This is a genomic window from Pimelobacter sp. 30-1 (genome assembly GCF_018831735.1).
GTDB lineage: Bacteria > Actinomycetota > Actinomycetes > Propionibacteriales > Nocardioidaceae > Nocardioides.
Genome location: NZ_NHTS01000003.1, coordinates 16010 through 31177, shown reverse-complemented (window position 1 = coordinate 31177; position 15168 = coordinate 16010). Strand labels below are relative to the sequence as shown.

12 protein-coding genes are annotated in these 15168 nt (G+C 72.6%); 8 read left to right on the top strand and 4 right to left on the bottom strand.

Going from position 1 to position 15168, the window contains the following annotated elements; all coding sequences use genetic code 11:
* The first annotated feature begins 22 nt into the window (after positions 1-22).
* On the top strand, positions 23-1648 hold the full coding sequence (groL, locus tag CCO04_RS05375) for a chaperonin GroEL (protein WP_215813100.1): 1626 nt from the start codon (positions 23-25) through the stop codon (positions 1646-1648).
* 65 nt (positions 1649-1713) lie between these two features.
* Here the strand turns inward: groL and CCO04_RS05370 are convergent, their stop codons facing one another.
* Positions 1714-2292 (bottom strand): hypothetical protein, encoded by a 579-nt coding sequence (locus CCO04_RS05370; protein ID WP_215813099.1) that lies wholly within the window; start codon positions 2290-2292, stop codon positions 1714-1716.
* Positions 2293-2296: 4 nt separating this feature from the next.
* The gene (locus CCO04_RS05365) at positions 2297-2599 is read right to left on the bottom strand and encodes a YciI family protein (protein ID WP_215813098.1); all 303 of its coding nucleotides are present in this window, start codon (positions 2597-2599) and stop codon (positions 2297-2299) included.
* Between the two features lie 90 nt (positions 2600-2689).
* On the opposite strand from CCO04_RS05365, the gene CCO04_RS05360 reads away from it, so the two are divergent.
* The 3 genes from CCO04_RS05360 to CCO04_RS05350 all read left to right on the top strand — a co-directional run bounded on the left by CCO04_RS05360 (position 2690) and on the right by CCO04_RS05350 (position 6123).
* Positions 2690-3559, top strand: coding sequence for a GNAT family N-acetyltransferase (locus tag CCO04_RS05360; RefSeq protein WP_215813097.1), 870 nt, complete (start codon positions 2690-2692; stop codon positions 3557-3559).
* Between the two features lie 120 nt (positions 3560-3679).
* Positions 3680-5116 carry a cytochrome ubiquinol oxidase subunit I gene (locus CCO04_RS05355; RefSeq protein WP_308281136.1) on the top strand — a complete coding sequence of 479 codons (1437 nt, stop codon included), beginning with the start codon at positions 3680-3682 and terminating at the stop codon, positions 5114-5116.
* Positions 5113-6123 carry a cytochrome d ubiquinol oxidase subunit II gene (locus CCO04_RS05350; RefSeq protein ID WP_215813096.1) on the top strand — a complete coding sequence of 337 codons (1011 nt, stop codon included), beginning with the start codon at positions 5113-5115 and terminating at the stop codon, positions 6121-6123. Before CCO04_RS05355 ends, CCO04_RS05350 begins: the two co-directional genes overlap by 4 nt.
* Here the strand turns inward: CCO04_RS05350 and zwf are convergent.
* Positions 6083-7555, bottom strand: coding sequence for a glucose-6-phosphate dehydrogenase (gene zwf / locus CCO04_RS05345; RefSeq protein ID WP_215813095.1), 1473 nt, complete (start codon positions 7553-7555; stop codon positions 6083-6085). The genes CCO04_RS05350 and zwf overlap by 41 nt on opposite strands.
* A gap of 143 nt (positions 7556-7698) precedes the next feature.
* Between zwf and CCO04_RS05340 the strand changes: the two genes are divergently transcribed.
* The 3 genes from CCO04_RS05340 to CCO04_RS05330 all read left to right on the top strand — a co-directional run bounded on the left by CCO04_RS05340 (position 7699) and on the right by CCO04_RS05330 (position 13159).
* Positions 7699-11091 carry an HtaA domain-containing protein gene (locus CCO04_RS05340; protein ID WP_215813094.1) on the top strand — a complete coding sequence of 1131 codons (3393 nt, stop codon included), beginning with the start codon at positions 7699-7701 and terminating at the stop codon, positions 11089-11091.
* Positions 11092-11168: 77 nt separating this feature from the next.
* The gene (guaB, locus tag CCO04_RS05335; RefSeq protein WP_374196962.1) at positions 11169-12671 is read left to right on the top strand and encodes an IMP dehydrogenase; all 1503 of its coding nucleotides are present in this window, start codon (positions 11169-11171) and stop codon (positions 12669-12671) included.
* 2 nt (positions 12672-12673) lie between these two features.
* Positions 12674-13159 carry a GNAT family N-acetyltransferase gene (locus CCO04_RS05330; protein WP_308281135.1) on the top strand — a complete coding sequence of 162 codons (486 nt, stop codon included), beginning with the start codon at positions 12674-12676 and terminating at the stop codon, positions 13157-13159.
* On the opposite strand, the gene CCO04_RS05325 is transcribed toward CCO04_RS05330, so the two are convergent.
* The gene (locus CCO04_RS05325; RefSeq protein WP_215813092.1) at positions 13149-14006 is read right to left on the bottom strand and encodes a hypothetical protein; all 858 of its coding nucleotides are present in this window, start codon (positions 14004-14006) and stop codon (positions 13149-13151) included. The genes CCO04_RS05330 and CCO04_RS05325 overlap by 11 nt on opposite strands.
* A gap of 44 nt (positions 14007-14050) precedes the next feature.
* Here CCO04_RS05325 and CCO04_RS05320 point away from each other — a divergent pair, with 44 nt between their 5' ends.
* Complete coding sequence (locus CCO04_RS05320; RefSeq protein ID WP_215813091.1) at positions 14051-15157, top strand: GuaB3 family IMP dehydrogenase-related protein; 1107 nt, start codon at positions 14051-14053, stop codon at positions 15155-15157.
* The last annotated feature ends 11 nt before the right edge of the window (positions 15158-15168 follow it).

The following is a 15168-nucleotide window of genomic DNA, read 5'->3' as shown; positions in this document are numbered from 1 at the left end:
TTCCACACCCAAGGAGTAAGCAGTGCCCAAGATCCTGGAGTTCGACGAGCACGCCCGTCGCGCGCTCGAGCGGGGCGTCGACGCCCTCGCCAACACCGTCAAGGTGACGCTCGGCCCCAAGGGCCGCTACGTCGTCCTCGACAAGAAGTGGGGCGCGCCGACCATCACCAACGACGGTGTCACCGTCGCGCGTGACGTCGAGCTCGACGACCCGTTCGAGAACCTCGGTGCCCAGCTCACCAAGGAGGTCGCGACCAAGACCAACGACGTCGCCGGTGACGGTACGACGACCGCGACCGTGCTCGCCCAGGCGCTGGTCCACGAGGGCCTGCGCGCGGTCGCGGCCGGCGTGAACCCGATGGGCCTCAAGCGGGGCATGGACGCCGCGGCCGGTGCCGTGGGCGACGCGCTCAAGGCCGCCGCCCGCGAGGTCGAGGACGCCAAGGACATCGCCTCCGTGGCGACCGTCTCCTCGCGTGACAGCCACATCGGCGAGCTCCTCGCCGAGGCCTTCGGCAAGGTCGGCAAGGACGGCGTGATCACGGTCGAGGAGTCCAATACCCCCTCGACCGAGCTCGAGTTCACCGAGGGCATGCAGTTCGACAAGGGCTACATCTCGGCCTACTTCGTCACCGATGCCGAGCGCCAGGAAGCCGTGCTCGACGACCCCTACATCCTCATCCACCAGGGCAAGATCTCGGCGATCGCCGACCTGCTGCCCCTGCTGGAGAAGGTCATCCAGGCCGGCAAGCCGCTCTTCATCCTCTCCGAGGACGTCGAGGGCGAGGCGCTGTCGACGCTGGTCGTCAACAAGATCCGCGGCACCTTCAACGCCGTCGCCGTCAAGGCCCCGGCCTTCGGTGACCGCCGCAAGGCGATGCTCCAGGACATCGCGGTCCTCACCGGCGGCCAGGTCATCTCGCCCGAGGTCGGCCTCAAGCTCGACCAGGTCGGTCTCGACGTGCTGGGCCAGGCCCGCCGCATCGTGGTCACCAAGGACAACACCACGATCATCGACGGTGCCGGCGACGACACCGAGGTGGCGGGTCGCGTCGAGCAGATCAAGAAGGAGATCGAGGTCTCCGACTCCGACTGGGACACCGAGAAGCTCCAGGAGCGGCTGGCCAAGCTCTCCGGCGGCGTCGTGGTGATCAAGGTCGGCGCGCACACCGAGGTCGAGCTCAAGGAGAAGAAGCACCGGATCGAGGACGCCGTCTCCGCGACGCGCGCCGCGATCGAGGAGGGCATCGTTCCCGGCGGTGGCTCGGCGATCATCCACGCTGCGGCGGCGCTCGAGGGCGACCTCGGCCTGACCGGTGACGAGGCGTTCGGTGTCCGCATCGTCCGCAAGGCCGTCGACGAGCCGCTGCGCTGGATCGCCGAGAACGGCGGCGAGAACGGCTATGTCGTCACCAACAAGGTGCGCGAGCTCGGTGTCGGCAACGGCTACAACGCCGCCACCGGCGAGTTCGGCGACCTCGTCGCCCAGGGCGTCATCGACCCGGTCAAGGTGACCCGGTCGGCCCTGGCCAACGCGGTCTCCGTCGCGGGCATGCTGCTGACGACCGAGGTCCTGGTCGTCGACAAGCCCGAGGAGGAGGAGCCCGAGGCGGCCGGTCACGGCCACGGTCACGGGCACGGCCACTGAGGCCCACCTGCACCATCGCGGAGGCCCGGCTCGTTGCGACGAGCCGGGTCTCCGGCTTTTTGGGCCTAGTGCACCGGGCCGCGGCGTACCCAGTCGCTGAACCGGTGCCGCTTCGGGAAGCGGTCCTGGGCGGGGCCGAAGTCGGGCCAGGCCTCCAGGCCGACCCGGACCCGGGCCGGCTGTCCGGTCGCGGCCGGGTTCTCCCGCAGGCACCGGCGGGGGATCGTGAACGTCACCCGCTGCCGGTCGACGTCGAAGTCGACCCGGCCCTGGCAGCGCAGCGGACCGGTGCCGCGCGGCCCGCCGCCGGGGCCGGCGAGCCAGCCGGGCACGCTGTGCACCGCGAAGCTCTCGACCTCGCCGATCACCACGGCGACGTACTCGGGGCCGGGGCGGCTCGGGACCGTGTCGAGGTACCAGTGGTAGTTGTGCGCGAGCTCGCCGGCGTTGACCCGCAACCGGACGTTGTAGAGCCCGTGGTCGACCCGGACGGTGCGGATCGCGTCGGGGTTCTCGGCCGCCTTGTCGGCGAACCTGCGGACCTCGGCGCCCGCCGGCGCCGGCGCGGTGGCCGGGACGGCGAGGGTGAGCGCGAGGGCGCCGGTGAGCGCCACGCCGAGCGTCGTACGGATGGGGCGGCGCACCGGATCAGTCCTCGCGTCCGCGCAGGAAGCGCACCCGCATCGGGCGCAGCTCGGGGGTCATCAGGCCGCCGGTGACGGCCGGGTCGGCGAGCATGACTGCGCGGGCGGCGTCCTCGTCGTCGGCCTCGAAGACGGTGATCCCGGTGTTGGTCTCGCCGAGCGTCGGCCCGGCCAGCACCAGCACGCCCTGGTCGAGCAGAGCGGCGAGGTAGTCGGCGTGCGCGTGCATGAGCGCCGCCTCGTCCTCGGTGATGGTGGCGACGAACCCCGTGCGGGGCGGGTGCAGCAGGTAGACCCAGCTCGGCATGGCTCTCACCCTCGCACGGCGACCGGAGCATGTCATCAGCCGAAATCTGGGGGATCCCCTTCCGACACATCTCTCCGGCATAGTGGGCACATGCTCTGGAGAGTCCGTGCCGGACTGCCCGATCGCCCCGGCGCCCTGGCCCAGCTGGCCGCGGCGTGCGGCCGCGCGGGCGTCAACATCCAGACCGTCCAGGTCTTCCCGGACGCGGCGAGCGTCACCGACGAGCTCGTCCTGCAGGTCCCCGAGGGCTGGACGAGCGCCGAGCTGCACGCGCTCATCGACAAGGCGGGCGGGGTCACGGTCTCCGCCGTCCCCGCGACCGCGGCCGCGCTCGAGGACCAGCCGACCCGGTACGTCGAGGCGGTCCGCTCGATCATCGCCCAGCCGGCCACCTTCCCCGAGGTCGCCGCCCACCTCTTCGACGCCGCGGTCGCGCCCAGCACCGGCACCGAGGACGTGCTCGAGATGGCGGTGGGGGAGTCCACCACCATCCAGATCCGCCGCGAGCCGCCGTTCACCCCCACCGAGCGGGCCCGGGCGGCCGCCCTGGCGGGGCTGGTCGGCCAGGTGCTCGACGCCCAGGTGCCGCCCGCGCCCCAGCAGCCCGGCGCCGCCGAGCCCGACTACGTCACCGTCGACACGACCGTCTCCGCGCTCTCCGGCGGGCTCGTCGCGGGCCGTGCCGAGGTGACCGCGCACGACACGGCCGACACCCCCTGGCCCGTCGACCTCTGGGTCGACCCGGCGTGGCAGCGGCGTGGGGTCGGGACCCGGCTGCTCGCCGACATCGCCCGCGCGGCGCGCGACCAGGGGGCCGAGGAGATCGTGCTGACCGCGCCCTCCGACAGCCAGGCGGTGCTCCCGATGGTGCTCGCCGCGGGCATGCGCGGACGGATCCGGATGGCGGGGGAGTCGCTCACCGTCCGGATCGCGCTCAACGACCTGCGCCGCTCGCGCTGACCTCCCCGGCGTAGCACGTCACCGGCCTGCCGGTGACGGGGGTCCGACCGTCTCCACCCCGCTTGTGAATCGGTTCACAAACTCGTGAACGGGGCCGGACGGGGGCGTAGCGTCAGGGTCGTGCTGAGCGTCGACGTCCTCACCCACGCTGTCACCGAGGTCGCCACCCAGGTGGCGTCCGCCGCTCCTGACGAGCCCGCCGGCCTGATGCCGGCGCGTCAGCAGATGGCGCTCTCGCTGGGCTGGCACATCATCCTGGCCTGCTTCGGCGTGGCCTTCCCGGCGATGATCTTCGTGATACACCTGCGCGGCATCCGCAAGAACGACCCCGTCGCCCTGGGGCTGGCCCAGCGCTGGGCCAAGGTCTCGGCGGTGCTCTTCGCGATCGGCGCGGTCTCGGGCACGGTGCTCAGCTTCGAGATGGGCCTGCTCTGGCCCGGCCTCATGGGCAAGTACGGCGACGTGCTCGGCCTCCCCTTCGCCTTCGAGGGGCTGGCCTTCTTCCTGGAGGCGATCTTCCTCGGCATCTACCTCTACGGCTGGAACCGGATGCCCCCCAAGCGGCACGTGCTGATGGTGCTGCCGATGGCGATCACCGGCATCATCGGCGCCTACTGCGTGCTCGCGGTCAACGCCTGGATGAACGTGCCGACGGGCTTCCGCCTCGTCGACGGCGAGGTCACCGACGTCGAGCCGTGGAAGGTGCTCTTCAACGGGCACACCTTCCTGCAGTTCGCGCACATGTGGGTCGGCGCCTACATGCTGGCCGGCTTCACGATCGCCGGCGTCTACGCGGTCGGCATGCTCCGCGGCCGGCGCGACGCCCACCACCGCCTCGGCTTCATGGTGCCGTTCGTGTTCGCCTCGATCGCCGCGGTCACCCAGCCCTTCGTCGGGCACGTGCTGGGCTTCGGCCTCGACGAGCGCCAGCCGGCCAAGCTGGCGGCGTTCGAGCTGGCCGAGACCACCGAGAGCCCGTCGCCGCTGCGGCTGGGCGGGGTGATGATCGACGGCGAGGTGAAGTACTCCATCGACATCCCGCTGCTCGGCTCGCTGATCGCGATGAACTCGCCGGACAAGCCGGTCCCCGGGCTCGACACGATCCCCGAGGAGGACCACCCGCCGATCAACATGACCCACCTGGCCTTCCAGACCATGGTCGGGATCGGCACGCTGCTCGCCGGCGCCGTCGTCCTGTTCTGGGTGCAGCGCCGGCGCGGCAAGGACCTGCTGGAGAAACGCTGGTTCCTCCGGTTCGCGGCGATCGCCGGGCCGTTGGCGGTGATCGCGCTCGAAGCAGGCTGGATCGCGACCGAGGTCGGCCGCCAGCCATGGATCGTCTACGGCATCATGCGCACGCCCGAGGCGGTCGGTGACTACACCGCGAGCCTGTGGTGGCTGCTCGGGATCAGCACCGTCGTCTACACCACCATGACGATCGGCGCGGTCGTGGTGCTGCGCTCGATGGCCCGGCGCTGGCGGGCGGGCGATGTCGACCTGCCCAGCCCGTACGCCCCCGACCCCGAGCCGGCGTCCGAGCCGGAGGCCCACCGATGAGCCTCGAGCTCGCGGTCGCGGCCGCTCTCTTCGTCGGGATCATCGCCTACGCCGTGCTCGGCGGCGCCGACTTCGGCTCCGGCTTCTTCGACCTCACCGCGGGCAGCAGCAAGCGCGGCGCCGAGCTGCGCACGCTCGTCGACCACAGCATCGGCCCGGTGTGGGAGGCCAACCACGTCTGGCTGATCTACGTGCTCGTGATCTGGTGGACCGGCTTCCCGGAGTCGTTCGCCGCCGCGATGTCGACGCTGGTCTTCCCGCTGCTGTTCGCCCTGCTCGGCATCGTCCTGCGCGGCGCGAGCTTCGCCTTCCGCAAGTACGCCGCCACGCTCGCGCAGGCCCGCCTCTTCGGCATCGTCTTCGCCACCTCGTCGATCATCACGCCGTTCTTCCTCGGCACCGTGGCCGGCGGCATCGCCTCGGGCCGGGTGCCGCTCGAGGGGCGCGGCGACCTGTGGACGTCGTGGCTCAACCCGACCTCGATCTTCGGCGGCGTCATCGCCGTCGGCACCTGCGCCTTCCTGGCCGGCACCTTCCTCGTCGCCGACGCCGAGCGCAGCGGTCAGCACCGCCTGGCCGGCGAGCTCCGGGTCCGGGCGCTCGCGGTCGGCGCGATCACCGGCCTGCTCGTCTTCGCCGCGCTCGTCCCCCTCGACCGCGACGCCCCCACCCTGGCCGCCGGCCTGGAGGGCCGCGCCGCGCCGCTCGTCGTCCTCGCCGGACTGGCCGGCCTGGGCACGATGGTCCTGCTCTGGCGTCGCCGCTACGCCCTCGCCCGGATCACCGCGGTCCTCGCGGTCGCCGCGGTCGTCTCCGGCTGGGGCGTGGGTCAGTACCCCTGGCTGCTCGTCGACGAGGTGACCATCGCCGACGCCGCCGGCGCCCGGGCGACCCTGCAGGGGCTGCTCGTCGCCGTCGGGCTGGCGGTCGTGGTCGTGGTGCCGCCGCTGGCCTATCTCTTCAAGCTCACCCAGTCGGAGGAGTGGACGAAGAGCTCGCCGCACTGACCCGGTCGCCCAGCCGCCAGCCGCCCAGCGGCAGGTCGAGGGCGCTCGCCGGCCCCCAGGAGCCGGGTGCGTAGACCTGGGTGCGCGGGCGGCGGTCGAGCACCGGCTGGAAGATCTCCCACAGCCGGTCGACCTCCTCGGAGCTGATGAACAGCGTCCGGTCGCCGCGCATCACGTCGAGCAGCAGCCGCTCGTAGGCCTCGAGCGGGTCCGCGCCGGGTACGTCGCACACCAGGTCGAGGCGGAAGACGCCCTCGACCAGCGCCATGTCGGGGCCGGGGCGCTTGGCGCGGACCTCGATCGCGATCTTGGGCCGGTCGGCGAGGTCGATGACGAGCTCGTTGGGCTCGGGGACGCCGCCGCCCTCGGGCTTGAGCCAGCGGTGGCGCGGGTCGCGGAAGCGGACGGTGATGGTGCGCCGTCCGTCGGCGAGGGCCTTGCCGGTGCGCAGGTAGAACGGGACGTCGCGCCAGCGGTCGTTGTCGATCCAGACCTCGGCGGCGACGAACGTCTCGACGTCGGAGTCGGGGGCCACGTCGGGCTCGTCGCGGTAGCCGTCGTACTGGCCGAAGACGACGCGCTCGGGGTCGAGCGGGCGCACCGCGGAGAAGGTCGCGGCCTTGGCGGCGCGGATCGCGGAGGCGCGGAAGGCGTGGGGGTCCTCGAGGGCGACGAAGCCGAGGAGCTGGGCCAGGTGGGTCGTCACCATGTCGCGCAGGCAGCCGGTGCCCTCGTAGAAGCTGCCCCGGCCCTCGACGGTGAGCTTCTCGGGGACGTCGATCTGGACCGACTCGATGGTGTGCCGGTTCCAGGCGGGCTCGAAGAGGCCGTTGGCGAAGCGCAGCGCGAGGATGTTCTGGACCGCCTCCTTGCCGAGGAAGTGGTCGATCCGGAAGACCTGGTCCTCGGTGAACGCCGAGGTCAGCACGCTGTGCAGCTCGCGGGCGGTGGCGAGGTCGGTGCCGAACGGCTTCTCCGCGACGAGCCGGGTCCGGGCCACGAGGTCCTCGCGGTCGAGCATGCCGATCATGCCCTTGACCGCGCCCGGCGGCACCGAGAGGTAGAGCAGGCGCCGTACGTCGGAGAGCAGGCAGTGCGCCTCGTCGATGAGGCCGTCCTCGGCCTCGCGGACGGCCTCGGCCAGGCCCGCGCCGTCGTCGGCGGAGGAGGTGACGAAGCGGATCCGCTCCAGCAGGGGGCCGGCCACGGCGTCGTCGACCTCGCCGACGAACTCGTCGAGGGCCGCGCGGACGTGGGCGCGGAACTCCTCGTCGGTGCCGGGGGAGTGCCGGCCGCTGCCGAGCACCGCGTAGTGCTGGGGCAGCCGGTCGGCCGCGGCCAGGCGGTAGAGGCCGGGGAAGAGCTTGCGGGCGGCCAGGTCACCGGTCGCGCCGAAGAGGACGAGGACGTGCGGAGGAAGGTCCGAGCTCACCTCCCCAGCCTCTCGCGCCCGTCAAGCGCCGGGCCGGTGTCCGGCGGACGGACTTCTCGACAAAGTGTCACCACAATGACTAAGGTAAGGCTCGCCTAAGTCTAGGCGTTCTCGGGTCCCCCCTGTTTTCGAAAGGACCTCCGGTGACCTCGTCGTCGTCCCGGTGGCGTGCCCTGGCGCGCCCACCCCTCCTCCTGCTCCTCGCGCTCGCGCTGCTGCTGCCGGCGTTCGTCGCCGCTCCGGGCCGCGCCACCGCCGCGGCACCTGCTGCGGCACCCGTGGCGATCGAGCAGGGCACCGTCGTGTGGGGCGTGCGCGCCTCGTTCCGCCACTACATCGGCACCGGCGGGATCACCGTCGGTGACGGGCTGCGCACCAACAGCGCCGGCGAGTTCGAGTTCGACGTCTCCGGCGGCAGCTACGACCCGGACAGCAAGCGCCTCCAGCTCGACCTCGTCGGCAGCGTGCACTTCGAGGCCCACGAGGGTGCGCTCGACATGACGTTCCGCAACCTCGAGCTGGTCCTCGAGGGTGAGCGGCCGGCGATCCTCGCCGACGTGACCTCGCGGGCCCTGACCGGTGAGCTGGTCGACTTCGGCCACGTCCCGGTCGTCGACATCCCGTTCGAGGGCAAGGCCCCGCAGATCTCCGGCGGCCGCACCGTGTGGACCGACCTGCCGTCGGTGCTCACCGAGGAGACCGCGCCCGCCTTCGCCGGCTTCTACCAGGCCGGCAGCTCGATGGACACGATCGACATCGACTACGCCGGCCCCGGCGGCGTCCCGGTCTACACGGCCGAGAACATCGTCGCCTCCGGTGCTCCGATGTACGAGCCCGACGGCGCCATCGAGGGGGTCGCGAGCGTCTCCAACGTGGTCGCCGACACCGCCCGCGGCGTCCTCCACGTCCAGCACGTGCCCGCCGGTGCCGGCACCGCGGTGCTGCAGGCCTACGACTACACGACCCTCGCGCCGCTGCCCACCGCTCCGGTGCCGGCCGCGAACCAGGCCTACCCGGGCATGGTGCTCGACCCCGGCAACGGCGTCGTGCTCATGGCGCAGGGCACCGGCCTCGTCGGCTACCGGTACGACGCGCAGGACGGCTACACGCCCGTCACCGTCGCCACGGCCGTCGGCACGGTCTTCGAGATCAGCTACGACGCACCGCGCGACCGCATCCTCGTGCTCGGTTCCAGCGGCCTCGCCGTCCTCGCCCACAGCGCCGCCGAGCCCACCGGCTACACGGTGACGCCCTACACCGGCCTGGCCTTCGGCGACCGCGAGTCCGTCGCCGGGCTCAGCGCCACCGCGGTGGTCACCACGGCCGCGAGCGCGAGCAGGGGTGCCCGCTACGTCCGCCTGATCGCCTCCGACAAGACGCTCCTGGCGACGGCGATCCCCGGCGTGGCCGACGACACCTCGAAGCAGCCCGGCCAGTTCGACCAGCCGACGATGGCGTTCCGCGACACCACCGGGGTGTGGCTGTCGGCGTACTCGGGCAGCAAGATCCGCATCGCCGCCATCGACGGTGCCTACCGGGCGTCCGGGCCGTGGCTGCGCGCGAGCGTGGGCTCGTTCCTCGCCGACCGCAAGGAGCACGTCACCAACACCGCGATCATGCTCGACTTCTCGGGTCGCCGGGTGCGGGTGTGGAAGGGCGACGGCTGGGCCGACATCAACGTGCCCAACCTCGGCTCCGGCTCGTTCTTCAACAACCTCGGCGGCGACATCGGCACCGACCAGACCGTCTTCGTCGCCAGCACCACCGACGACGACCGCCGGGTGCTGCGGTTCAAGCCGACCGGCGTCGCGCCGACCGCGACCAGCTCGCCGGCCGACACGACCGTGCAGCTCGACGAGGGCGTCGTGCGCAAGGACGTCACCCTGAGCACCGAGTACACCGACGCCGACAGCCTGCGCTGGCAGACCCGCCTCAGCAGCACCGGCAAGTTCGCCGACGTCCCCGGCGCGACCGGGTCGAGCCTGACCTGGCCCGCGACCAGCGACGACAACGGCCGCCAGTTCCGGGTGCTCGCGACCAACGAGCACGCCACCGCGACCTCGCTCACGGCGACGCTGAAGGTGGAGTTCTTCCCGCGGGTCGCGGCCCAGCCGGACGACATCGCGACCGTGCCCGGTGACGACGCGCAGTTCAAGGTGATGCCCGCGGGCAACCCGTACCCGACGATCACCTGGCAGCGCCGGATCGGCGGCCTGTGGCAGTCGATCGGTGCCGACGACGAGAGCGTCGTCATCGACGGCGGCTTCCTCACCCTCCGCGACACCACCGCGGACCAGGCGGGGCTCAAGGTCCGGGCCAAGCTCACCAACGCGCTCGGCACGACGTACACGCGGGTCGCGACGCTCGACGTCGCCGAGCCCTCGACGGTCAAGCGCGCGATCGACGGCGGCACCCTGACCTGGGGCGTCAAGAAGTCGTTCCGCGACTACCTCGCCGGCCCGATCGCGCACGGCACGGTGACCCTCGACGGTGGCGTCACGCAGAACCCCGACGGCACCTTCGCCTTCCCGGTGACGGGCGGCTGGAGCGACCCCGCCGCGGGCACCGCCGAGGTCCGGATGGGCGGCACCGTGCGGTTCACCGGTCACGACGGCCCGCCGACCTGCGCCGTGGAGCACTCGCCGTGCCTCGCGCTGCGGATCAGCGACCCGGTGCTGCGCGTCGACGGTGACCACGGTGTCCTCGTCGCCGACGTCGAGTCCAAGGACGAGACGACCCACCAGGTCGTGAGCTACCCGGCCGTCGAGCTCGCCGCGTTCGACGCACGGGACTGGGCCACGGGCAAGGACCGGGTCACCGCCCGGGCGCTGCCGGCGACGCTGACCGCGTCCGGTGCCGCCGCCTTCGCCGGCTTCTACGCCGCCGGGGCCGAGCTCGACCCGATCACCCTGGACGGGGAGCTCGGTGCCGAGATCACCGAGCCGGTCGACGTCGCCACCACCACGACGGTCGCGCTGGCCAGTGCCAAGGTCGCCTACGGCCGGGCCCCGGTGGCCACGGTCCGGGTGGCCGACGCGGACGGCGCCCCGGTCGCCGGCCGGGTCACGCTCACCGTGGGTGGCCGCCAGGTCGGCGCCACGCTGGCCGCCGGCACCGCGCGGGTGAGCCTGCCCGCGAACCTGCGTCCGGGCAGCCTGCAGGTCGCCGCCCGGTACGACGGCGCCGACGGCGTGCTCGCCTCCAGCGCGGCCACGACCCTCACGGTGACCCGGGTCCGGCCCGTCGTCACCGCCCGCCTGGCCAAGAAGCAGGTCCGCCCGTCCGCGCGCGCCGTCGTCCGGGTCACCGCCCGGATCCCCGGTGCGCACGGAGTGCCCGCGACCGGCCAGGTCGTCGTCCGCGAGCGCGGCAAGGTGATCGCCGTGGCGACGCTGCGCAAGGACGCCTCGGGCAAGGTCGTGGTGCGCCTGCCTCGGCTGAAGCGCGGTGTCCACCACCTGCGGGTCGAGCTGCTCGGCAGTGCCGTGCAGCTGCCGTCGGCGAGCGGCTACGTGCGCCTCGTCGTACGCCGCTAGGGGGTGTGCGGGGCCAGGGCGAGGCAGCCGTCGACGCGGATGCTTCGTCCTGGCCCGTCGCCCGTAGAATGGGGCGGGTGGAGGTTCCGGACAAGTTCGCAGCCCTTGGTCTCACCTATGACGACGTCCTCCTGCTCCCGGGTCATTCCGACCTGGCGCCGGACGACATCGACACCACCTCGCGGTTGACCCGCGAGATCTCGATCAAGGCGCCCCTGATCAGTGCCGCGATGGACACCGTGACCGAGTCGCGGATGGCGATCGCGATGGCCCGCCAGGGCGGCATCGGCATCCTGCACCGCAACCTCTCCGCCGAGGAGCAGGCCTACCAGGTCGACCTCGTCAAGCGGACCCAGACCGGGATCATCTCCAACCCGGTCACCATCGGCCCCGACGCGACGCTCGAGGAGCTCGACCGGATCTGCGGCGAGTACCGCGTCTCCGGTCTCCCCGTCGTCGACGCCGACAACCGGCTGCTCGGCATCTGCACCAACCGCGACCTGCGGTTCACCCCCGTCGCGGAGTGGGCCACCACCAAGGTCGACGAGGTGATGACCCCGATGCCGCTGTTCACCGGCGACGTCGGCATCAGCCGTGACGACGCGACCGCCCTGCTGCGCCGCCACAAGCGCGAGCGGCTGCCGCTCGTCGACGCCGAGGGCCGCCTGGGCGGCCTCATCACGGTCAAGGACTTCGTGAAGTCCGAGCAGTTCCCCCTCGCCTCCAAGGACGGCGACGGCCGGCTCATGGTCGGCGCGGCGATCGGCTACTTCGGTGACGCCTGGGAGCGGGCCACCGGCCTGATCGAGGCCGGCGTCGACGTCCTCGTCGCCGACACGGCCCACGGCCACGTCACCCTCCTGCTCGACATGGTCCGCCGGCTCAAGTCCGACCCGGCCACCAAGCACGTCCAGGTCATCGGCGGCAATGTCGCCACCCGGGCCGGCGCCCAGGCCTTCGTCGACGCCGGCGCCGACGCGGTCAAGGTCGGCTTCGGCCCCGGCTCGATCTGCACCACCCGCGTCGTCACCGGCTGCGGCGTCCCCCAGGTCACCGCGGTCTACGAGGCGGCCCTCGCGGCCGGCCCGGCCGGCGTACCGGTCATCGCCGACGGTGGTCTCCAGCAGTCCGGCGACATCGCCAAGGCCATCGTCGCCGGCGCCGAGTCGGTCATGATCGGCTCGATGCTCGCCGGTTGCGAGGAGTCGCCCGGCGAGGTCGTCTTCCACCAGGGCAAGCAGTACAAGTCCTACCGCGGCATGGGCTCGCTCGGCGCGATGTCCTCGCGCGGCAAGAAGTCCTACTCCAAGGACCGCTACTTCCAGGCCGAGGTCACCAGCGACGACAAGATCGTCCCCGAGGGCATCGAGGGGCGCGTCGCCTACAAGGGCCCGCTGGCCGGCGTCGCGCACCAGCTCCTGGGCGGCCTGTCCCAGTCGATGTTCTACGTCGGGGCCCAGTCGATCGCCGAGCTGCGCGAGAAGGGCCAGTTCATCCGGATCACCTCGGCCTCGCTCAAGGAGAGCCACCCGCACGACATCGAGATGACCGTCGAGGCGCCGAACTACCACCACTCGTGAGCGTGACGATCCGGCCCTTCGTCGCCGACGACTGGCCGGCCGTCGCGGCCATCATCGACGAGGTCCTCACCGCCGGTGAGACCTACGCGATGCCCCCGCTGGACGACGCCGCCGCGCGCTCGTTCTGGCTGGACCAGCCCGGTGCGGTCGCGGTCGCCGAGGTCGACGGCGTCGTCGTCGGCACCGCCAAGATGGGCCCCAACCGGCCCGCCCAGGGCAGCCACATCGGCACCGCGTCGTTCATGGTCGGCACCGCCGCCCGCGGCCACGGCGTCGGCCGGGCGCTCGGCGAGCACGTCCTCGCCTGGCACCGGGCCGAGGGCTTCGCGGGGATCCAGTTCAACGCGGTCGTGTCCACCAACACGGTCGCCGTGGTGCTGTGGCGCAGCCTCGGCTTCGAGGTGATCGGCACCGTGCCCGGCGCCTTCCGCCGTCCCGACGGGTCGTTCGCCGGGCTGCACGTGATGTACCTCGACCTCAGTCGCTGACCACCCAGGTCTCGCCCTGGACGTCGACGAGCACCGCGCCGCCCGTGGTGCTGAGCGTCGACCAGTCCGGCGAGAGTGCCCGCGCGTCCGCGGGCAGTGTGACCGTGGAGACCACCGCGAGGCCCTCGCCGGCCTCGTACGTCGTGAGCGTCGCGCCGTCGGTGGAGAGCCCGTAGACCCGGTCCCCGCAGACCGCGACGGCGCCGTCGAGCTCCCCGAGCGTGCCCTGCGCGGCGTCGGTGACGAGGACGTGCCCGCCGTCGCTGAGGTAGGCGCGGGCGGCGTCGCTGTGGTCGGCCAGGAAGTAGTCCTCGCCGTCGCGGGACAGCTCGTGCTCGGCGTCGGGGACCGCGGCACCCGCGGCGGCGCTCTCGCCGGTGCCCAGGTCGATGCGCTCGCCGCCGACGACCACCACCGGCTCCGGGGCGAGCAGGACCGGCGCGGAGCCGTCCCCGGCGGCCGGCCGCTCCCAGACGACATCGCCGCCGACGGTGATCCGGGCGATCCGCTCGTCGCTGGCGAGGACGAGGTCGCCGTCGACCGCGGTCAGCAGGTCGAGGCCGAGGTCGTCGCTGGCGTAGGCCAGGGAGCGCTCGGAGCCCTGCATCCGGTCGACGCCCTGCGGGGTGACGCCGTAGAGCACCCCGTCGACGCGGACGACGTCGGAGACGGGGGAGTGCGTCACCTCGCCCGGCGCCCGGGCGCAGCCGGTGTCGAGCGTGCCCGTCGTACGGCGCTCGGTGGTGTGCTCGGTGGTGCGCTCGGCGGGCTCGTCGCCGGTGCACGCGACGAGGGCGGGGGAGACCGCCGCGAGGACGGCGAGGGCGGGCAGCAGGCGCAACGACACGCCTGCCTTCCTGCCCCGGCCGCGCGGCTCGGTAACCTTCTCCGGTGAGCGACATCGAGATCGGCCGCGCCAAGCGGGCCCGCCGCGCGTACTCCTTCGACGACATCGCGATCGTGCCCTCCCGGCGCACGCGCGATCCCGAGGAGGTCAGCGTCGACTGGCAGATCGACGCCTACCGCTTCTCGCTGCCGATCCTGGCCGCCCCGATGGACTCGGTGATGTCGCCCAAGACGGCCGTCGAGTTCGGTCGCTACGGCGGCCTCGGCGTGCTCAACCTCGAGGGCCTCTGGACCCGCTTCGCCGACCCCGAGCCGCTGCTCGAGGAGGTCGCCGGGCTCCAGGGCGTCGAGGCGACCCGCCGGCTCCAGGAGATCTACACCGAGCCGATCAAGGCCGAGCTCATCGCCGAGCGGCTGCGCGAGATGCGCGACGCGGGCGTGACCGTCGCGGCCTCGCTCTCGCCGCAGCGGACCAAGGAGTTCGCCAAGGCCGTCACCGACGCCGGCGTCGACCTCTTCGTCATCCGCGGGACGACGGTCTCCGCCGAGCACGTCTCGAGCCAGGCCGAGCCGCTCAACCTCAAGGAGTTCATCTACGAGCTCGACGTCCCGGTCATCGTCGGCGGCTGCGCGACCCACCAGGCCGCCCTGCACCTCATGCGCACCGGCGCGGCCGGCGTCCTGGTCGGCTTCGGCGGCGGCGCGGCCCACACCACCCGCACCGTCCTCGGCGTCGCGGTCCCGATGGCCAGCGCGGTGGCCGACGTCGCCGCCGCCCGCCGCGACTACCTCGACGAGTCGGGCGGCCGCTACGTCCACGTCATCGCCGACGGCTCCATCGGCACCTCCGGCGACCTGGCCAAGGCCATCGCCTGCGGCGCCGACGCGGTGATGGTCGGCTCGCCGTTCGCGCGCGCCACCGACGCCCCCGGCCGCGGCTTCCACTGGGGCGCCGAGGCGCACCACGCGGACCTCCCGCGCGGCCAGCGCGTGCAGTTCGACCAGGTCGGCACCATCGAGGAGATCCTCTTCGGTCCCTCCCGCGTCGCCGACGGCACCATGAACCTCGTCGGGGCGCTCAAGCGCTCGATGGCCACCACCGGCTACACCGAGCTCAAGGAGTTCCAGCGCGTCGAGGTCGTCGCCCACTGACCGCGCCGACC

What these genes read in the sequence shown, in the direction of transcription:
- CCO04_RS05360 (WP_215813097.1), top strand. Translation starts at nt 2,690, where the DNA reads ATGCTCTGGAGAGTCCGTGCCGGACTGCCCGATCGCCCCGGCGCCCTG.
- CCO04_RS05350 (WP_215813096.1), top strand. Translation starts at nt 5,113, where the DNA reads ATGAGCCTCGAGCTCGCGGTCGCGGCCGCTCTCTTCGTCGGGATCATC.
- CCO04_RS05365 (WP_215813098.1), bottom strand. Translation starts at nt 2,599, where the DNA reads ATGCCGAGCTGGGTCTACCTGCTGCACCCGCCCCGCACGGGGTTCGTC.